Annotated in this window: 13 protein-coding genes; 6 read left to right on the top strand and 7 right to left on the bottom strand. The window is 66.5% G+C overall.

The features are described from left to right. Positions 1-31: 31 nt before the first annotated feature. The 7 genes from HMPREF2883_RS12880 to HMPREF2883_RS12850 form a co-directional block, all read right to left on the bottom strand. Entirely contained in the window at positions 32-778 is a 747-nt protein-coding gene (locus HMPREF2883_RS12880; RefSeq protein ID WP_070663003.1) for a TetR/AcrR family transcriptional regulator, read from the bottom strand. A 118-nt stretch (positions 779-896) separates the two neighbouring features. Further along, positions 897-2255, bottom strand: a complete 1359-nt coding sequence (locus HMPREF2883_RS12875; protein ID WP_070663002.1) for an MFS transporter — start codon at positions 2253-2255, stop codon at positions 897-899. A gap of 129 nt (positions 2256-2384) precedes the next feature. Further along, the gene (locus tag HMPREF2883_RS12870) at positions 2385-3404 is read right to left on the bottom strand and encodes a DMT family transporter (RefSeq protein ID WP_070663001.1); all 1020 of its coding nucleotides are present in this window, start codon (positions 3402-3404) and stop codon (positions 2385-2387) included. Between the two features lie 187 nt (positions 3405-3591). Then, on the bottom strand, positions 3592-4719 hold the full coding sequence (locus HMPREF2883_RS12865) for a serine/threonine protein kinase (RefSeq protein ID WP_070663000.1): 1128 nt from the start codon (positions 4717-4719) through the stop codon (positions 3592-3594). Positions 4720-4928: 209 nt separating this feature from the next. Beyond that, on the bottom strand, positions 4929-5909 hold the full coding sequence (gene arcC / locus HMPREF2883_RS12860; RefSeq protein WP_070662999.1) for a carbamate kinase: 981 nt from the start codon (positions 5907-5909) through the stop codon (positions 4929-4931). 3 nt (positions 5910-5912) lie between these two features. Further along, positions 5913-6920, bottom strand: a complete 1008-nt coding sequence (gene argF / locus HMPREF2883_RS12855; RefSeq protein WP_070662998.1) for an ornithine carbamoyltransferase — start codon at positions 6918-6920, stop codon at positions 5913-5915. A gap of 65 nt (positions 6921-6985) precedes the next feature. After that, positions 6986-8209, bottom strand: a complete 1224-nt coding sequence (locus HMPREF2883_RS12850; protein WP_070662997.1) for an arginine deiminase — start codon at positions 8207-8209, stop codon at positions 6986-6988. 346 nt (positions 8210-8555) lie between these two features. Here HMPREF2883_RS12850 and HMPREF2883_RS12845 point away from each other — a divergent pair, with 346 nt between their 5' ends. The 6 genes from HMPREF2883_RS12845 (at position 8556) to HMPREF2883_RS12820 (ending at position 16459) form a co-directional block, all read left to right on the top strand. Then, positions 8556-9236 carry an HAD family hydrolase gene (locus tag HMPREF2883_RS12845; RefSeq protein ID WP_070662996.1) on the top strand — a complete coding sequence of 227 codons (681 nt, stop codon included), beginning with the start codon at positions 8556-8558 and terminating at the stop codon, positions 9234-9236. A 39-nt stretch (positions 9237-9275) separates the two neighbouring features. Continuing rightward, complete coding sequence (fmt, locus tag HMPREF2883_RS12840) at positions 9276-10250, top strand: methionyl-tRNA formyltransferase (protein ID WP_070662995.1); 975 nt, start codon at positions 9276-9278, stop codon at positions 10248-10250. Between the two features lie 224 nt (positions 10251-10474). Further along, positions 10475-11866 (top strand): RsmB/NOP family class I SAM-dependent RNA methyltransferase, encoded by a 1392-nt coding sequence (locus tag HMPREF2883_RS12835; RefSeq protein WP_081381221.1) that lies wholly within the window; start codon positions 10475-10477, stop codon positions 11864-11866. A gap of 38 nt (positions 11867-11904) precedes the next feature. Next, positions 11905-12600 (top strand): ribulose-phosphate 3-epimerase, encoded by a 696-nt coding sequence (gene rpe, locus HMPREF2883_RS12830; RefSeq protein ID WP_070662993.1) that lies wholly within the window; start codon positions 11905-11907, stop codon positions 12598-12600. A 388-nt stretch (positions 12601-12988) separates the two neighbouring features. Next, positions 12989-14824 carry an acetyl/propionyl/methylcrotonyl-CoA carboxylase subunit alpha gene (locus HMPREF2883_RS12825; protein WP_070662992.1) on the top strand — a complete coding sequence of 612 codons (1836 nt, stop codon included), beginning with the start codon at positions 12989-12991 and terminating at the stop codon, positions 14822-14824. Positions 14825-14890: 66 nt separating this feature from the next. After that, a complete protein-coding gene (locus tag HMPREF2883_RS12820) occupies positions 14891-16459 on the top strand; it encodes an acyl-CoA carboxylase subunit beta (RefSeq protein WP_371080924.1) in 1569 nt (522 codons plus the stop codon). Positions 16460-16473: the final 14 nt, after the last annotated feature.

Here is a 16473-nt window from a genome sequence, read left to right as displayed (position 1 = left end):
CTGACGAGGAATGAGACCAGCCGGCAGGGCCCTAGCCTGCGGAGCTACTCGACGTGACCGTGGCGGGCCGGGTCGTATGAGCAGTAGGGGTCGAAGTGGAGCCCGCCGTGGCACCTGGCGCCTGGAAGGGCGGCATGCCGCGGGCCAGGGAGATGAGATCTGTCAGTAGTCCTGCTGCGGTCGACTTGACGTTCCACCCCTCGCTGAGGGCGGTGACGGCCGCACCGTCGACAATGGCGATGACCATCTCCGGCTCGAGCGGGCTGTCGAGCTGGCGCAGCACACGACGCAGGGCGGCATTGAGACGTTGCCGTCCCTGGCGGTAGGCGTGTTTGACCGGTGACGCCTGGCTGGCTGAGATGAGCTGAAGATAGTGCCCGAAGTAGGCGCCATGGGCGGGAAGGGTCGCCTGCAGGATGAACCGCACCCGCTGGGAGAGGTCTGGAACACCCTTGAAGGCCTCCACCCGGTCGGCGACGTCCTCCGCGCGGGAGGCCCACAGTCCAATGTTGACCAGCCCCGCTTGATGGAGGAGATCCTCCAAGCCGTCGAAGTAATAGGTTGTCGCGGACAAGGAGCACCCGGCTCGCTTGGCGACACTGCGATGGCTGACCGCGGAAGGGCCCGACTCACGGATGATGGCGGCCGCAGCCTCAATGATGGCCTGACGTCGGCCCTCACCGCGTGGTGTCACTCGCGATACTGCTCGAGAGCCTGCGGGCACAGAGGCGTCACTACTTGCCGCCTCTCCAGCAGCATCTGCGTCGGTACTAGCCATGCTCATCATCTTACGACAATAACGCGTTGATGTCCGAAACAAGACGGTGATAATGGCTTCGTAAAGAAGCGGCCTATATCCGACTTGTCACCACATGCTCTCAGTGAGCCACTCGAGCTCAGGACTGAGCCTGATCCTCAGTCAGCTCCGACCCATGAATCATACGAGAACGGAGGATTGCCACCATGGCGATCATCGCGATCACCGTGAGATAGACCGCCGGCGCCAGGGAAGAGCCGGTGACCTTGATGAGCCAGGTGACAATGAACGGTGTCGTCCCACCAAGAAGCGCGTTGGCCCCGTTGAAGGACAGGGCGAAGCCCGAGTAGCGCACGTTGGTCGGAAAGGACTCCGCCAGGAAGGTGGCCAGTGTTCCATCATTAGCAGTCAGAGCTATAGCGAAGACAATCTCGCACAGGATCACCACTGCAAGCATGTCCGCCGCCTTCATCATGACTACGAACAACGGGATGGTGAGAACGATGAATGCGACGCAAGCGGCGATGAGCATCCGGCGGCGCCCGAAGGAGTCCGACAGGTGCCCCATGAGGAAGATCGCCGCAATGTACACGACCAGCATCACAGAGGTCGCCAGGGTGGAGGTGTCCTGGGAGAACCCGAGCTCTTCATGGGCATACGTCGGCATATACGTGAGAAGCATATAGAACGCAACTGCGTTGAGGCAGGAGACTCCGAAGGTGATGAGCGTCTCACGCAGATGGTCGCGTAGCAGCAGGCGCAGCGGCTCGGACCAGCTGGCGGTCTTCTGCTCCTGCGGCATCTCTGCCCGCATCTCCTGATATGCGGGGGAGTCCTCCAGATGCACCCGGATGTAGCGGCCGATGAGTCCCAATGGCCCTGCCAGGAGGAAGGGGACCCGCCACCCCCAGGCATTCATGACGTCATCGCTGAGAACCGAGAACATCCCAGTGACCATGAGAGAGCCGGCAAGTAGACCACAAGCGGTGGAAGCGGGAACCAGAGACGTGTATATCCCGCGGCGCGACGGAGGGGCATACTCTGCCAGGAAGGTTCCAGCGCCTGCATACTCGCCCGATGCGGAGAACCCCTGGATCATTCGCAGGACAAGCAGGCCGATGGCACTTGCCATTCCGATAACTGAGTATGTGGGAAGAAACCCGATGAAGAACGTCGACCCGGACATGATGAGAATCGACCAGGACAGTGCCCAGCGGCGCCCCCAACGGTCACCCCAGGCCCCCCATACAACAGCTCCGATAGGACGCAAGATGAATGATATTGCAAATACTGCATATGTCAAGAGAAGCTGCACCGATTTGTCCGCCTCCGGGAAGAAGGTGTGACCCATGACGGTGACCAGGTATCCGTACGAGGCATAGTCGAACCACTCAATGAAGTTGCCAATGAAGCTCGCTTTCGCTGCGCGCCTCAATGCGAGACTTCGTACTGAATCCAGGTGATGGTCGTTCGTGCTTCCTGAGTGGACGGTATTCATAACCTATGGCTCCGGCTCGGTGGATGTCGACGATGACGTGATAATGCCCCTGAAGAGACGTTAGTAATTATACATGTGATCCCGTCCGCCTGCAGGAAGTTGACGCAGACGGACAGGATCACATGATCATCAGGCCTTGGAGGGGCGTGACTTTCGAGAAACGGCATCCACGACGATCGGGGCGAGGCCCCCGCCAACAATGAGCAGTCCTCCGATGATTCCCATAGGGCTGAGTTGCTCTTTCCAGATGAGAAGGCTGCACACAATGACGACCGCACACTCCCAGTAAGAGATCGTCGAGTACTCCACTGCAGGCAGGTTGCGTCCTGCAACAACCAAGAATCCCAGCGCGAAGAGGCCGCAGACGAGGAAGAGGACCACTGCCCACATCCAGTTGGCGGCCGTGAAGGAGGCGACCCCATGCCAAGGACGCAAGACAATGGACATCGCCAGCGTCGCGCAGGCGGCCCAGAAGAAGTTCCAGACACCGCGGACAACTGAATCGACATCCTTGCGGTACCCGTAGAAGAACAGGGCCAGGCCATAGAAGACGCCTGACAAGAGTCCTAAAAGGTCTCCCAGGCTCTTCTGTGGAAACTTAGGATTCCCGGTTGACAGATCCAGTCCGAAAGTCAGGCTCCCGTTCTTGATGTCGATGATGCCAATGGTCAGCAGCATGCCTAGGAACACAAGGGACAGGAAGACCCCAGAGAGCACACTGATCTTCTCTTTTCGGAAGATACGTGCGAGCAACGCACAGAACAGGGGTCCAGTGTAGATGAGAAAGACGGCATTGGTCATGGTCGTCATCAACGTCGAGGAGATGTAGCAGCCCAGGGACAGGCCGATGCTCACTCCTCCCAGGATCACGGTGGTGCTCAAACGGGTGCGGCGGAACAGGCCAACCTTCCGGGTGAGGATGAGGATGAGGATGAGGATGAATCCGAGCAGTCCGACGCTCATGCGGCCGAAGGCCAGGAACGATCCGATGACGGACTTGTCGGCATGAGCGAGGCCGGCGGTCGCGCCGCGACTGATGGTGCCGACGAGCCCCATCCCAGTGGCGGAGAGAAGCATGGCAATGGCGCCAAGCTTCTTGTTCATCACGTACTCTGTGACAGAGGATTCAGCGGACGAAGTCTGTGACATGGCAGTTGAGTCTCCTGAGTTCTCCCCCCGGCGTGCGCGACGGATCGGCATCCTTGCCGAGTCTTACGCGGTCAGGTGGACCTTCCCAGTCCTATGCAGCGTCCACTGACCGCGCTACGAAGAGCAGAGCCGGGAACAGTGCGGGGCGGTAGCCCGGTCCATGAGCCACCGCCCCGCACCCCTGAGATCAGACCAGAGTCGGGTCAGCGACCTGGTTGGGGAAGTAGTCCTCGCAGCCCCCCTCGCGGTGGACGTCCGCCGTTGCGCAGTGGAGACCACCGCCGAAGGCGTAGGCGTCACGGAAGGGAACCGGGATGACGTTCATGCCCAGCTTGTCCATCTGCTCCATCTGGTGGACCTCGCTGGCCTCGACGCACACGGTCTTGTGGTCGATGACGAGGCAGTTCATGGACAGCCAGACGGAGGAGTAGCACAGCGGCGGCGGAACCTCGTGGGCCGGGGGAGCCGCGTCAACGATCCGCCAGTCGTTGGCCTCAAAGATCTTGCGCTGCTCCTCGGGCAGGCGGCGGTGCGGGTTGTTGATGATGAGCCCGGGCCGCAGCGGCACGAAGGTGGCGTCGATGTGAATCGGGTAGGGGTCGCCGGGGAAGTTCACCGCGTGCACCCGCAGGTCCGGGTAGTAGCGCTTGAACCACTCCATCGCCTTGCGGTTGGTGGTCAGACCGTGCTGGATGAACAGGTCCTTACCCACACGCATGACGTCGGCGGCGTCCCACATCGGCTCGACCTCGGTGGTCACGAAGTCCTTGGCGGCGGTGCGCTCGAGACGCTCCTCCAGGGAGATCCGCTCGTCGTAGTAGTTATGCTTGTAGGACTTGTCCGTCAGCCGAGGACGGGGGGCCTGGGTCCACTTGAACTCCGGGTCCTCCTCGAAGTACTGGTTCATGAGGGGCCAGTAGGCGAGGTACTCGAAGTAGCGGCAGCGGAACGAGTTGGCCGATGCCATGATCTCGTCACCGATCGTCAGCAGGATGTCGCGCGGGGGCATCTGGGTGAAGCCCGACTCCGTGCGGAAGTCAGGCGTCTGGATGGCCTGGTTCCACTGCAGCGGCGTGGGGCGGTCCACCTTGACGCCCAGACCCTCGAGGATCTTGACGTAGTTGTCGAGCTGCTCGTTGGCGGCCTCGACGGTGGCGGTGGGACGGGGGCCCCACATGCCGCGCATCTCGGAGTCGATCGGCACCTTCTCGGAGGTGGCGGGTTCCTCGGGAGGAATAACCGAGAAGTCGGCACGTCCGACGATGACGTGCTTGAGCGGGTCGAAGTCGTTCCAAGAGTTGACGATCTTCGTCATGAGTAAGTCACTCCTTTGTGCTCGATGTGTGGTGCGTGAATGAAGACAGGTCATGTGTCTATGGTTCAACACTGTTATTCTACTCTGAAGGAACCGAGAAAGCGGCCGTAGGAGTATCTGAATATAAGAATGATTGCTGAACCGCGGCACGGTCATTACTGGTTGACGGCGCTCACCACCTCCTTGAAAGACCGATGCCGTTGCGCCGGTCAGGCCCTGCGAATGCGAGTGTCGAGCTGCTCGGGAATCGGAGGATGGATATCGTCGGGTCCTCCATAGTTACCTCCGGGAGTCACGATAGTTCCTGCCAGACCCTCAATGATGGCGACAGCGTCCTCAAGACGTCCGATTGCCGCCATGTCGCCAGTCAGCTCAACAAATCGGCACACCGCCTCAACCTTTGGCCCCATGGACCCGCTGGGAAGTCCCATGGAACGCAGCTCTGCCGGCGTGGCCCGCGGAACCTGTTTCTGGTTCTCGGTTCCGAAGTCCTTAAACACTCCATCAACGTCCGTGAGGATGAGAAGTGCATCGGCCTCGAGCGCCTCAGCCAAGACGGAGGCGGTGAGGTCCTTGTCGATAACGGCCTCAATGCCCTTGAGCTTTCCCTCCTCGCTGCGGACGACGGGAACACCGCCACCGCCGGAGCAGACGACGATCGCGCCGGCGTCCAGCAGCGAGCGCACCAGGCGGGTCTCAATGACGCGCTGCGGCATGGGGGAGCCGACGACACGGCGGTAGTGCTCGCCGTCGGGCTTGACCACCCAGCCCCGCTCCTCAGCCAGCTTCTCGGCCTCCTCCTTGGTGTACACCTCACCGACGAACTTAGTGGGGTTGGAGAAGGCGGGGTCGCCGGCCATCACCAGGGTCTGGTTGACCATGGCGGCCACGTGACGCCCCGGCAGGGCGTTCTGCATGGCCTGCAGCAGCCAGTAGCCGATCATGCCCTGGGTCTGGGCGCCGAGGGTGTCGAAGGGGTAGGGCTCGGAGAGGCGCTCGTCATTGGCGGACTGCAGGGCCAGGACACCCACCTGGGGACCGTTTCCGTGAGTCAGGACCAGCTCGTGCTTCTCCGCCAGCTTGGCCAGCTCGTGGGCCGCGATCTCGACATTACGGATCTGGGTGCTGGCGTCAGGCTTCTCCCCCCGACGCAGCAGGGCATTTCCTCCGAGTGCGACAACGATTCTCACGATTCAGTCCCACTCTCCGAGGGTCGCGACCATGACGGCCTTGATGGTGTGCATACGGTTCTCGGCCTGGTCGAAGGCGACGTTGCGCTCGGTCTCGAAGACGTCGTCGGTCACCTCCAGGCCGTCCATGCCGGTCTTGGCGAAGATGTCCTCACCCACCGTGGTGTTGCGGTCGTGGAAGGCAGGCAGGCAGTGGAGGAACTTCACGTCCGGGTTGCCGGTGGCCTCCACCAGCTTGGCGTTGACCTGGTAGGGCGTGAGCAGGGCGATGCGCTGGTCCCAGACCTCCTTGGGCTCACCCATCGAGACCCACACGTCGGTGTAGAGGAAGTCGACGCCCTTGACACCCTCGGCGGTGTCGTCGGTGATGAGGATGCGGGCGCCGCTCTTCTGGGCCAGCTTCTCGGCCTGAGCGACCACCTCGGCAGAGGTCTGCAGATCCTTGGGAGCCACCATCCGCACGTCCATCCCCATGAGCGCCGCCGAGATGAGCAGCGAGTTGGCGACGTTGTTGCGGGCATCCCCGAGGTAGGCGAAAGAGATCTTCTCGATCGGCTTGTCGGTGTGCTCCAGCATGGTCAGCTGGTCAGCGAGCATCTGGGTGGGGTGCCACTCGTCAGTCAGTCCGTTCCACACCGGCACGCCCGAGAGCTCGGCCAGGGCCTCGACGTGCTCCTGCTTCTTGCCACGGAACTCAATGCCGTCGTAGAAGCGGCCCAGGACCCGGGCGGTGTCCGCCACGGACTCCTTGTGCCCCATCTGGGAGCCGGAAGGGTCGAGGTAGGTGACCTGTGCGCCCTGGTCGTAGGCAGCCACCTCGAAGGAGCAGCGGGTGCGCGTCGACGTCTTCTCGAAGATGAGGGCGATGTTCTTACCGGTCAGTCGCTTCACCTCGCGGCCGGACTTCTTGTCCTCCTTGAGCTGGGCGGCCAGCTGAAGCAGACTGTTCCACTCCTCGGCAGTGAAGTCGAGCTCTTTGAGGAAACTGCGGTTGTGCAGGGGGTGGGTCATGAGGATTCCTTCGTCCGGTATGTGGGTGTGCTAACAGTTCTTCTTAGGTGCCGGCCAGGGCCGACTCAGGCAAGTGGGTCCCGCAGGGTTGGGCAGCTCATGCAGTGAGGACCGCCGCGACCGCGACCGACCTCCGAGCCGGGGATGGTCAGGACCTCGATGCCATGGGAAGTAAGGTAGTCGTTGGTGTTGACGTTACGTTCATAGGTGACGACGACACCGGGGGCGATGGCCAGGGAGTTGGAGCCGTCGTCCCACTGCTCACGGGCGGCGGCCATCGAGTCCTGGGGCGTGATGAGGACGTTGAGCTCACCAACGCCCAGGGCCTGGGCGATGATACGGTACATGTCCTCGGGGGCGTTGCGCGTGACGCTGATCTGCTTGTCGCCGTCCGGGCGCAGCGTGAGCGTCGACAGCTTCCCCATCCCGCCGTAGATGGTGAACGTGCCAACATCGACCATGGTCATCACCGTGTCGAGGTGCATCTGGGCGCGCGTCCGATTCATCTCGACGGCGACGATCTGGTTCGCCTTGCCTCCGGCGAAGAGCCGGCTGGCGAGCCTCTCGATGCCCTGCGAGGTGGTGCGCTCGGAGACTCCGACCAGAACGGCGCCGTTGCCGATGATCTGGACGTCTCCACCCTCGACGGTGGCGGGGCCGGCCTGCGTGCCCTCGGACCACACGGGGAACTCGGAGCCCGCGAATCGGGGGTGCCAGCGGTAGATCGCCTCGTAGTTGATGGTCTCGCGCTTCCGAGCCGGCATCATCATCGAGTTGATGGACACCCCGTTGTAGATCCAGCAGGACGTGTCGCGAGTGAAGAGGTGGTTGGGCAGAGGCGGCAGAAGCAGGTCGTCGTCGCCCATGGAGGCCAGCACGAGCGAGTCCGGGCAGGGGGTGCGCTCGAGCAGCTCGGCCTTCGTGATCCCGGCGATGAGCACCTCGGCCAGCTCAGCTCCGGACAGCCCGTCGGTCAGGGCGCGCAGCGGCTCGGTGGCGCTGGGGCCGTTGGTGTTCTCGTTGACGACCCGGTCCAGGACGTAGTCCCTGGCCTCGGGAATCTCCAGGGTCTGAGCCAGAAGGTCACTGAGGTAGAGCACCTCGACGTCGCGACCGGTCAGGACTCGCGCGAACTGGTCGTGCTCCTCCTGGGCCCGTTCAAGCCACAGGACGTCGTCGAACAGGAGGTGGTCCTTGTTCTGCGGAGTGAGCCGGAGCATCTCGTTACCAGGCCTGTGCAGGATGACCTGGCGAAGCTTCCCGATTTCGGAATCTACGGAGAATTCCATGACTCCCTCTCTGACACAGCACCGTGTCGTTGACCTGGATCATGACGCGCATCGTGCGCTCTGGCTAACGAAGTGGTACGACCGTACCGGATTGGTACGACCGTACCAGAACCGTTGACGGTTGAAAACCTCCTGGTAGGAAGAAGTTCAGAGCACGTTGATCAAGCGGCCATCGTCGAGACGTGATGTTGCTCCCACCAGGCACTTCGCCACTTTCGGAGCTGCTCTCGAACGCCTCTGGCCTTCGACCGGGGCGGCCCAGCATCAGTAGATGACTTACAAACGTCAGAGGAGTTCCGGCCCGGTCGGGGTCACCTGCCGACCCCGACGGCGCAGGCATGGGACGATGCCGGATGTGAATACGCTGATCCCGGCTCTCAGGACCGCCGCCTCCTCCGACTCCGTGAGCGCCGTCGTCCTCGACTACGGCAACGTCCTGTACGCCTGGGAGCCCATCGCGGCCGTCGCCGGATATGTCTCGGCCGACGCCTGGGAGGAGTTCGTGGTCGACGGCGGGTTCCTGTCCTGGAACGAGCGCCTGGACCGGGGGGAGCCCTTCGACCAGGTGCTCACCGACTACGCCCGAGCCCACCCCGACCGCCCCGACTGGGCGGAGATCCTCTCCTTGTACCGCGAGCGCTTCGCCGCCTCACTGACCGGCCCCGTTCCTGGGATGGAGGCCCTGCTCGACGAGCTCCTTGAGGAAGGCGTGGCGCTGTACGGGCTGACCAACTTCGACGCCGAGCCCTTCGAGGCGGCCAGGCTCCTGGTTCCCCAGCTCGAGCGCTTCGTCGGTGTCGTCGTCTCCGGGCGCGAGCACCTGGCCAAACCGGACCCCGCCGCCTTCGAGCTCCTGCTGAGCCGTTACCGCCTCCAGGCCCCCAGTACTCTGTTCATCGACGACTCGCCGGTCAACATCGAGGCGGCCGGCCGGCTGGGGCTTCGCACCCATCGCTTCACCGGCTCAGGACGGCTGCGCTCCGAGCTCATCGCCTTGGGGCTGCTCCCCACGCCGGGCCGGTGCTGAACCCCGCACTGGGTGACTTCGAGCCTTAGACTCGGGCGCATGCGTGTGCTTTTCGCCGGAACCCCCGAGGCCGCCCTGCCCACCCTGGAGGCCCTCATCGCCAGCGAGCACGACGTCGTCGGGGTCCTGACCCGGGCGGACGCCCGAAAAGGACGCGGCCGGACGCTGCACCCCTCACCGGTGGCGGCCACGGCTCGCGGCGCGGGGCTCGACGTGCGCACCCCGGCCACCCTCAAGGGCGAGCAGGCCGGCGACGTGCGCGACTGGGTGCGCGCCCTGAGGGCCGACGTCGCCGTCGTGGTCGCCTACGGTCGCCTGGTCCCGGCCGATCTGCTGGACGTGCCTGAGCACGGCTGGTTGAACCTGCACTTCTCGCTGCTGCCCGCGTGGCGCGGAGCCGCGCCGGTCCAGCGGGCGGTCATCGCCGGTGAGGAGGTCACCGGGGCCTGCGTGTTCCGGCTCGAGGAGGGGCTTGACACCGGTCCCGTCTACGGCCGAGTCACCGAGGCCATCAGTGGTCGGGATACCAGTGGGGACCTGCTTGAGCGGCTGGCGCGCGCCGGGGCGCCCCTGGTCCTCGACGTGCTGCGCTCCGTTGAGGACGGCAGCGTGCGCCCCGAGCCGCAGGATGACGCGCTGGCCACACTGGCACCCACGCTCTCCTCCGCCGACGGCCGGATTCGCTGGGAGGATCCGGCACTGAGCATCGACCGCCGGATCCGGGGTGTCAGTCCGGCGCCGGGCGCCCACACCACATATCAGGGGGCACGGTTCCGCCTGGGGCCGGTCACCGCGGTCCCGGAGGTCACCGATCTCCTGCCCGGTCACCTGCGCGCCACCAAGCACGAGGTTCTCGTGGGAACCGGGGACTGCGCTGTCCGTCTGGGGCAGGTCGCGCCCGCCGGGCGCAGGTGGATGCCCGCCGATGCCTGGGCCCGGGGATCGCGACCGGAGGCGGGGACCGTCCTGGGGGCCGCGTCTGCGATGAACGACGACGGTGAGGCAATGAGCTGATGGGGGAGCGATCGGCACGCCGGGGCGCATCGGGCGGCCACAACGAGAACCGGCGAGGCGCAGGCCGCGGGCGGGGCGACGCGCCCGGCAGACGCCGGGAGCACCGCGGCAGGCGGCGTGAGCGCGGCGGTCCTCACCAGGGCCGGCGCGCCTTCAAGCAGGACGGCCCGCAGGCGGGTGCGTCGGCGCGCCCGGCGCGGGGCCGATCAGGCTCGGCGCGTCAGGTGGCTCTGGAGGTACTCACCCGTGTTCGCCGCGATGACGCTTTCGCCAATCTTCTCCTGCCCGAGCTGTTGGAGGCCGCCGACCTGGATCGGCGCGACGCCGGCTTCGCCACCGCTCTGACCTACGGGACCCTGCGGCTTCGGGGGCGCTATGACGCCATGATCGCTGCCTGTACGGCCCGTCCCCTGGAGCGCATCGACGTGGCCGTGCTCGACGTCCTGCGCCTGGGGGCCCACCAGCTCATGGGGATGAGGGTTGCCCAGCACGCCGCTGTGAGCACCACCGTGGATTTGGCCACCACCTCCTGCGGGCGCGGCGCAGCCACCTTCGTCAACGCGGTCATGCGTCGGCTCAGTGAGCGGGACCTGGACTCCTGGATGGCGGTGCTGCGCCGGGACGCACCCGATGAGACGGCCGCTCTGGCCCGCACTCAGTCGCACCCGGAGTGGATCGTCAAGGCGCTGCGCCAGGCCCTGGCCACTCACGGCCGCAGCGGCGATGAGCTCGAGGCGCTCCTGGCGGCGGACAACGTCGACCCCGAGGTGGTGCTGTGCGCCAGGCCCGGCCTCATCGCCCCAGAGGCGCTGGCCAAGGTCGCTCGCAAGGCCGACCGGGCCCACGACGTCGAGCCGCGACCGGGCAGGATCAGTCCCCTCGCCGTCGTCATGGTCGGGGGAGACCCGGGCCGGATCGAGGCGATCCGCGACTCGCGGGCCGGGGTTGAGGACGAGGGCAGCCAGCTGGTGGCGCTCATGGCGGCGCATGCTCCCCTCGAGGGCCGCGACGAGCACTGGCTGGACCTGTGCGCCGGGCCCGGCGGCAAGGCCGCCCTGCTCGCGGCGAGGGCCGCGCAGACGGGCGCCCGTCTGCTGGCCAATGAGGTCAGCCCCCACCGGGCCGACCTGGTGCGCTCCGCCCTGCGCGCCATCGCGCCGGACGTGGCCAGGGTGCGATGCGGCGACGGACGCGACCTGGGCCGTGATGAGCCCGGCGCCTACGACCGGGTCCTGGTCGACGCCCCCTGCACGGGCCTCGGATCACTGCGCCGTCGCCCCGAGGCCCGTTGGCGCCGAGAGCCGGGGGACGTCACCGTCCTGGCCGAGCTTCAGCGCGAGCTGCTGGCCAGCGCGCTGCGCGCCGTGCGGCGAGGGGGAGTGGTGACCTACGTGACCTGCTCCCCGCACACCCTGGAGACGAGTCTCGTGGTGCGTGACGTGACGCGCCGTCTGGAGCGCGAGGGCCTGCGCACTGAGTCCCTGCACGCCGGGGACGTCGCCACCCGTCTGGCCCCGCAGCCACCGGCCGGAGCTGACCGGGAGACGCTTCAGCTGTGGCCCCACCTCGACGGTACCGACGCCATGTTCTGCGCCTTGCTGCGCCGCACCAGCTGACCGACCACCCGCACCAGCGCATCATGAGGAGCATCCCGATGACGGCCATCCACCCCTCGATCCTCAACTGCGACATCGCCCACCTGGCCGACGAGCTCGACCGGGTCACGGGAGACGACGGCGCCCGAGGCGCCGACGGGATCCATGTCGATGTCATGGACAACCACTTCGTACCCAACCTGTCCTGGGGGCTGCCGGTGGTCGAGGCGGTGCTCGCCCACTCCTCGCTGCCTGTGGACGCCCACCTCATGATCCGCGACGCCGACCGCTGGGCACCGGCCTACGCCGAGGTCGGTTGCCAGATCGTCACCCCCCATGCCGAGGCCACGACGGCGCCGGTGCGTCTGGCGCGCGAGCTCCACCGGCTCGGCGCCGGCGCGGGCATCGCCCTGAGACCCGCCACCCCTTTGGAGGCCGTCGCCGATGTGCTGGGGGAGTTCGACCTCCTCCTGCTCATGACCGTGGAGCCGGGCTTCGGAGGCCAGTCCTTCATCGAGTCGATGCTGCCCAAGATCCGTCGGGCTCGCGAGCTGGTCGGCGCCAGAGGGCTCGATCTGCGCGTGCAGGTCGATGGCGGCATCACCATCCAGTCCATTGAGCGCGCGGCCGAGGCCGGGGCGGATGTCTTCGTCGCCGGCTCAGCGGTCTACCGGGCCGACGACGCCCTGGCCGCCATCTGCCAGCTGCGTGAGGTGGCCTCCTCGCACCGCCATGACACGTGCAGCGGCCGTTGACGACGCTACGGGGGCACTGACCGTGGCTGGAATCGACACCCCGCTAGAGGAGAGGCTCGTGATGCAGATGTGGCAGCCGGTACGTAGAGCCACGTCGTCTCACGAGGCTTGTGGGAAACCTCAAAGGTGCTCGAGGGGCGAGGAGCGCCTTTGTGAGGCCCCCGTTATGCCGCCCTATCACTGGGGTCTCGACTGTTACACCAACGCAACTCTTGGTCTTTGTGAGGTTTCCACAAATGGAATGTGGTGCCCTGACCACGTAACGTCGGTGTCCAGTGGAGCTGCCCCTCGACGACTGCAGGGAAGGCGCGGATCCACCCCGCAGGCCCGAGGAGGGCCCGCCGTCAGCCCGGCACCGTCCAGGTAAGTCCAGGTAAGGAGACTCTTGGTGACCCTCTCCCGCATCCTCATCGCCAACCGTGGCGAGATCGCACTGCGTATCGTGCGAACCACCCGCGATCTGGGGGCGACGTCGATCCTTCCGTACACGCCCGAGGACCTGATGAGCCCCGCGGCAGAACTTGCCGACGAGGCCTACGCGCTGCCTGAGGGATCGTCCTACACCGACGCGGCGGCGCTGCTCGAGATGGCACATGCCACCGGCGCCGACGCCATCCACCCCGGTTACGGGTTCCTGTCCGAGGACGCTGACTTCGCCCGCTCCGTCATCAATGCCGGTATCACCTGGGTCGGGCCCTCGCCTGAGGCCATGGATGCCCTCGGGGACAAGATGAGCGCCCGGGCCACCGCCGAGCGGGCCCAGGTCGCCCCGGTGCCGGGCATCACCGACTCGGTCACCGACGCCGAGACCGTCATCGCCTTCGCCGCCGCCCATGGCTACCCGGTGGCCCTGAAGCGCACTGACGGCGGTGGCGGGCGTGGCATCACCGTCCTGCACAACGACGACGAGGTCAGGGCCACCCCGGCCTTCGAGTCTGCGGCGCAGGGCGGCGGAACCCTCATCCTGGAGCGGTTCGTCACGGCCGCACGCCATATCGAGACTCAGTGCGCCCGCGACTGCCACGGCGGGTTCGCCGTGGTCTCCACCCGCGACTGCTCCCTGCAGCGACGCAACCAGAAGCTCCTCGAGGAGGCTCCGGCCCCTTTCCTGCCTGAGGGCGTTCACGACCGTCTCATTGAGGCCTCCCGTCGCCTCCTGGAGACGGTCGACTACGTCGGGGTGGCCACCTGCGAGTTCCTCCTGACTCCCGAGGGCGATGTCTGGTTCCTGGAGGTCAACCCCCGTCTTCAGGTGGAGCACTGCGTCACTGAGGAGGTCACCGGCACCGATCTGGTCGAGGTCCAGCTGCGCATCGCCGAGGGCGGTCACCTCGGGCAGGTCAACGAGCCCCGAGGTCACAGCCTCGAGCTGCGCATCACCTGTGAGGACCCCACGCGCGGTCTGGCCCCCTCCACCGGCGCCATCACCCGCCTGCGCTGGCCGGCCGGCCCCGGGATCCGCATCGAGTCCGGAGTCACCGAAGGCGATGTCGTCACGCCCTTGTTCGACCCGATGCTCGCCAAGATCATCGTCACCGGCGCCAGCCGGGAGCAGGCCATCGCCCGAGCCCGGCGCGCCCTGCGGGAGACGGTGGTCGAAGGCGTCACCGTGTGCACCGCCCTGCACGCCGAGGTCCTCACCCGCCCCGACTTCACCGCACCCGACAGCGCCGGGCGGCTGGCCGTGACCACGCGGTGGATCGAGAAGGAGGTGCTGCCCGATCTCGACGACGCCACGGCGACGTCGCAGGCCGACGGCTCCTCGGAGACGGCCGCCAACCCGCGCACCCGCTCCAGCTACATCATCGAGCTCAACGGCCGCCGCATGCAGTTGACCCTGCCCGACGGGATCCTCGCCCCCTCCAACCCGGCGCGAGGCTTCAGCTCCCGCAGCAACCGGGCCCAGCCGCTGCGCGGCCGTTCGGGCGGGACCCGCTCACCTCGAGGCGCAGCTCCCGGTGATACCGGGACCGCCGGCAGTGAGCCCGGCGTCATCGCCGCCCCTATGCAGGCCATCGTCACCCGTATCTGTGTGGAGCCGGGCCAGCGGGTCTGTCAGGGCGACCTGCTCGTGGTCCTGGAGTCCATGAAGATGGAGAACTACGTCCACGCACCCAGCGACGGCACCATCTCGGAGATCCCCGTCAGCGCCGGACGCACCGTCTCGGCCGGCGACGTCCTGGTGCGCATGCACACCCCCGAGAACGGCTCCGAGGAGGCCTGAACCGTGACCACCGATCCCCTCTCCGGCCCCGGAACACCTGCCGAGACACCGGCCCAGGGAAGCACCATGGCCGACTCGGTCGCCACCACCGCCTTCCGCCAGCGCATCGCCCGCGTCGACCGGGAGGCGGAGGAGCGCGCCGCCGCCCGTCAGCACGCCAAGGGCAAGCGCACCGCCCGCGAGCGCATCAACGACCTGCTCGACGACTCCACCTTCCTGGAGATCGGCCGCTACACCGGTTCGGGCGCCGGCGACAAGGCCCGACCCTCAGGCGTCGTCACCGGCTTCGGTCAGATTGACGGCCGGCAGGTGGCCGTCTACTCCCAGGACTTCTCCGTCTCCGGCGGCGCCCTGGGCACCATCGAGGGGGACAAGATCGTCCGCCTCCTGGACGACGCCCTGCGCCTGCGCATCCCCGTCATCGGGCTCATCGACTCCGGTGGCGCCAAGATCCAGGAGGGCGTGGGTGCCCTGCGCCAGTACGGACGCATCTTCAACCGCACCTGCGCCGCCTCCGGGCTGGTCCCGCAGATCAGCGTCATCCTGGGCCCCTGCGCCGGTGGCGCCGTCTACAGCCCGGCCCTGACCGACTTCGTCATCGCCACCCGCCAGGCCTCCCACATGTTCGTCACCGGCCCCGATGTCGTACGCGCCGTGACCGGTGAGCAGATCAGCGCCGAGGACCTCGGCGGTGCGAAGATCCACGGCTCGGTCTCCGGCGTCGTCCACTACGTGGCCGACGATGAGGAGGACGCGCTGGGGCAGGTCCGCACCTTCCTGGCCTACCTGCCCTCCTCGGCCGAGGTCAGTGCCCCCCTGTACGCCTACGACGACGCCGACGCGCAGGCCGACGCCGAGGCTGCCCGCAGCGTCGGCGAGATCGTCCCGGCCTCCACCCGGCAGGCCTACGACGTCGTCGAGGTGGTCTCAGCCGTCGTCGACCATGGCGAGCTCGTCCAGGTCCAGGAGGAGTTCGCCACCAATGTCGTGGTCGGCTTCGCCTGCTTCGAGGGCCGCCCGGTGGGGATCGTCGCCAACCAGCCGCTGGTGGACGCCGGCACCCTGGACGTCGACGCCTCCGAGAAGCTCGCCCGCTTCGTGCGCTTCTGCGACGCCTTCGGACTGCCGGTGGTCACCTTCGTCGACGTCCCCGGCTACCGTCCCGGAGCCGAGCAGGAGCACGCCGGCATCATCCGCCGCGGCGCCAAGGTCATTAACGCCTACGCCACCGCCACCGTGCCACTGGTGACGATCGTCCTGCGCAAGGCCTACGGCGGCGCCTACATCGTCATGGGCTCCAAGGCCATCGGCGCCGACCTCAACTTCTGCTGGCCGGGGGCCGAGATCGCCGTCCTGGGCGCCACCGGTGCCGTGGGCATCATCCACCGCCGCGACCTGGCCAAGGTCCGTGATGAGCAGGGGGAGGAGGCCGCCGCCGCCGAGCACGAGCGGCTCGTGGCCGAGTACACCGACGCCGTCATCAACCCCGACAAGGCCGTGGCCATCGGAGAGATCGACGCCGTCATCGCCCCCGAGGACACCCGCAACGTCATCGTCGACTCACTGGCCGCCCTGCGTGCCAAGAACGACGCCCGTCCCGAGTCGCCCAAGAAGCATGACAACATCCCCCTCTGACCCCGGCTCCGAGT

The organism is Actinomyces sp. HMSC075C01 (genome assembly GCF_001812965.1).
Classification (GTDB): Bacteria; Actinomycetota; Actinomycetes; order Actinomycetales; family Actinomycetaceae; genus Actinomyces; species Actinomyces acetigenes.
This window is presented reverse-complemented; position numbering and strand designations above follow the sequence as displayed.